The sequence below is a fragment of the Zongyangia sp. genome, assembly GCF_965361945.1.
In genome coordinates this window covers 1-3,619 of the sequence record NZ_CBDTOK010000122.1, presented here as the reverse complement: position 1 = coordinate 3,619, position 3,619 = coordinate 1, and the positions used below count along the sequence as shown (strand labels likewise).

The following is a 3,619-nucleotide window of genomic DNA, read 5'->3' as shown; positions in this document are numbered from 1 at the left end:
GCGAAAGAAAAAGGGGTTTCTGTGAAAGAAACCCCTTGGTGCCAAGTTGATGCCCCTTGGCGCGGATCAGTCGTCCAGGTTGATCTTGCCGAACAGGGGTGCTCCCTCCGCCTCGGTGGGCGGGGTGGACCGGATCTTAGCCGGCTCAGAAGGAGCGTTGTCCTCCTTGGGAGGACGGTTGTCCCGACGGGAGCCGCGGCCCTCTTTATAGGGGCGCTTGTTGTATCCGCCCCGATTCCGATCCCCTCTGGATCCCCGGTCGCGGTTGCCGTATCGGGCCGGACGGGGGTTCTTGGAGCTGATGACCACCCGGCGGTTTGGCTCCTCTCCAATAGAGGAGGAGGTAGCGCCTTCTACCTGCTGCACAGCGGAATGGATGATCCGCCGCTCATAGGGGTTCATAGGCTCCAAGGTGGTGCTGCGGCCGGTTCTCACCGCAGTATTGGCGATCTTGACAGCCAGATGCTCCAGGGTTTTTTCCCGTTTTTCCCGGTAGTTGCCGCTGTCAAGGGTAATTCTGAAATAGCCGCCCTCGCCCCGGTTGGCCACCAGGCCCGCCAGGTACTGGAGCGCGTCCAGGGTCTCGCCCCGGCGTCCGATGATGATGCCCAGGCCCTCCCCTTCCAAAACCAGGGTGGCGTTATCCTCTTCTTCTTTGACCTGGATCTCCACATTTTCAAGGCCCATGTTGTGAAGCACTTCCGTAACATAATCCACAGCCAGCTGGGCTTTGGATGTCCGATAGGTGACCTTGACCTTTGCGGGGGTGTTTTTCAAGCCGAAAAATCCCTTTTTCGGAAGATCGATAATTTCAATTTCCACAGCATCCCGCTCTACGCCCAGGCTTTCACATGCGAGATTGACCGCTTCTTCTACCGTCCGGCCTGTCATCTCAATCTCTCGTACCATGTTGTTACATCTCCTCTATCCTGGATTTTCCTATAAATGATCGGCAACCAAAGTTTCTCACTTCAGGTCGTCGTCGGTTACATCCACATATTCTTCGCCGTATTTCTCCGCGTCCCGACGCCGGGCCTCCGCCAGCTTACGGCGGTTGATTTCCTTCTGGGTCAGCTCCTCGTCGCTGAGGAACTCCTCCACTTTCATAGGCTTAATATTCTTATTCTTTCCCTTTTTCGCGTTTTCGTTGTGGTATTTTGCAGCCTCTTCCGCCGCCCGTTTTCTGGCTTCCAACCGCTCCTGCCGTTTTCTTTCCCGCTCTTCCTCTTCCCTCTCCTTGGCCGCCGCGATCATTTCAGCGGGATTATAGATCCGGTTGAGGACAATGGACTGAACGGTCTGGAACACGTTGGACAAAATCCAGTACATGCCGACGCCGGCCGGTACCTGGAAGGCAATAATCAGAGAAAAGATAGGCATAATGAAGGTCATGCCTTTCATAGCGCCGGTGCCGGCCTGGCCCTGGTTCATGGTGGGGTTTAACCGGGTGACAATCAGGGAGGACAGCAGCGCCGTCACGCCGGATAAAATGGGGATCAAAATCAGGATATTCAGGCTCCAGGTGGGAATATCGCCCAGATTCATCCCCAGGAAGTTTAAGCTCACCGAAGAAAGCTTGTCGGTGATCTCCGCCCCCACCGACGCAAAGGCCTCCGGATTGGCGTGGAAGATGTTGAGGATACTGATCTGGGGGCTGTAGGAGCTGAGTGCTTGTCCCGTTCCCGTGGCAATATTGGTCAGGGTGGTAATGGTATCCGCCGACAGATGAAGGATATGGGTCAGGGGCCGGTATATAACGTCAATCAAGCCAAAGAGGATCAGGATCTGGATGATCATGGGAAGGCAGCCAGCCGTGGGGCTGTAATGTTCCTTCTCATACAGGGCCATCAGCTCTTCCTGATATTTCTGCTTGTTGTTGCCGTATTTCTTCTGCAGTTCCATCACCTTTGGCTGGAACATGGCCATTTTTACGGTGGATTTCTGCTGTTTCACCGCCAACGGCAGCAGCAGCAGCTTGACGAGCAGGGTAAAGAAAATCAGGGCAATGCCGTAATTCTGCACCAGGGAATAACAGGCCCACATGACATAGCCCAAAGGTGTTCCAAAGATGGTATAGAGCAAACTCATGGATTTTAATCCTCCAAACCGGCAGTGTATCTTCTACCGGGTAATTTTCAAAATCACCACCTTCCGGTGGGGCCAGCTGCCGCTGGGGGACACCGCGCTGTAGTGCCATTGGCAACAAAAACGCGGGTGACGCGGCAGTGTCGCAAACAAAACCTAAGGCGCGTCTTGCCGCCCGCTAGGGCCGCTGGCGGGCAGTGCCCGCAGCCGAGTCGCGCTGTGGCGCAACAGAAAACAAAAATGCGTGAGACGCGGCAGTGTCTCAAACAAAACTCAAAGCGCAATCCGCCCGCCGCTAGGCGCGCTGGCGGGCAGTGCCCGCAGCCGAGTCGCGCTGTGGTATCAATCGCAACATGATTGCGTGAGACGCGGCAGTGTCACAAACAAAACCAAGTGCGCGTCTTGCCGACCGCCAGGTCCGCGTTTATGTGTCAATCGAAACATGATTGCGTGATACGCGGCAGTGTCACAAACAAAACCAAGTGCGCGTCTTGCTCTCCGCAGGAGCGCGGGCGGCGAGTCGCCGCTGACAAGTCGCGCTGTGGCGCAACAGAAAACATAAATGCGTGAGACGCGGCAGTGTCGCAAACAAAACCTAAGGCGCGTCTTGCCGCCCGCTAGGGCCGCTGGCGGCGAGTCGCCGCTGACAAGTCGCGCTGTGGCGCAACAGAAAACATAAATGCGTGAGACGCGGCAGTGTCACAAACAAAACTAAGTGCGCGTCTTGCTCGCCGCTAGGCGCGCGTCGTCCTGCTTTGGCAGGGACCGGCGGAAGGTGAAATGATCCGGCACAGGATCATAGCCGCCTCTGCAAAAGGGCTGACAGCGCAACAGCCTATAAAACGCCAATAGCCCGCCCCTCACCACGCCGAAGCGGGAAATCGCCTCCATGGCATAGGAAGAGCAGGTAGGATAAAACCTGCAGCAGGCAGGCTTTAAAGGGGATATAAACTTTTGATACAGGCGGATCAGCCCTAACATGCACTTTTTGATCATGATTCTTTTTGCAACGCGCCGATGGCCTCCAGCTGCTGGCGCATCATCTTCTGCACCAGATCCATGGGGACCCGGCAGGTTTTGCTCCGGGCCACAAAACAAATATCCCAGGAAGGGGGCACCTGCTGTTCCAGCAGGCGGTAGGCCTCCTTGATGACCCGGCGGGCCCGGTTGCGCTGTACTGCTTTTCCGATTTTCTTGCTGGTGGTAATGCCAATCCGGTTATAGCCCCGCCTTGTGCGCAGGGCATAGGTAACCAGCACATTTCCGGCTCTTGATTTTCCTCTTCCATACAGCCGCCGGAAATCCCTATTTTCATTGAGCATCTGGGTGTGTTCCATACTTCCTCCCACCCCCAGCCAGCTACCGCTGGGGGATATCGCGCTGTGGCGCTGTGCGCAACAGAAATGCGGGTGTCGCGGACAGTGTTACTAATAAAACTCGGGCCGCAGGCGGGCAGTGCCCGCTGCCAAACCGCGCTGATGTTTCAATCGTAACGTAATTGCGGGTGTCGCGAACGATGTCTCAAACAAAACCC

Annotated in this window: 3 protein-coding genes and 1 pseudogene; all 4 read right to left on the bottom strand. The window is 56.0% G+C overall.

Annotated elements, in window-relative coordinates; translation table 11 throughout:
• Positions 1-66: 66 nt before the first annotated feature.
• Positions 67-909 (bottom strand): RNA-binding cell elongation regulator Jag/EloR, encoded by an 843-nt coding sequence (jag, locus tag ACZ25G_RS07865; protein ID WP_463682090.1) that lies wholly within the window; start codon positions 907-909, stop codon positions 67-69.
• Positions 910-966: 57 nt separating this feature from the next.
• Positions 967-2,088 carry a YidC/Oxa1 family membrane protein insertase gene (locus ACZ25G_RS07860; RefSeq protein ID WP_463682089.1) on the bottom strand — a complete coding sequence of 374 codons (1,122 nt, stop codon included), beginning with the start codon at positions 2,086-2,088 and terminating at the stop codon, positions 967-969.
• 786 nt (positions 2,089-2,874) lie between these two features.
• Positions 2,875-3,078: pseudogene (gene yidD / locus ACZ25G_RS07855) on the bottom strand (membrane protein insertion efficiency factor YidD); the annotation flags it as partial.
• Entirely contained in the window at positions 3,078-3,422 is a 345-nt protein-coding gene (gene rnpA, locus ACZ25G_RS07850; RefSeq protein WP_463682088.1) for a ribonuclease P protein component, read from the bottom strand. The pseudogene yidD and the gene rnpA, both read right to left, overlap by 1 nt.
• Positions 3,423-3,619: the final 197 nt, after the last annotated feature.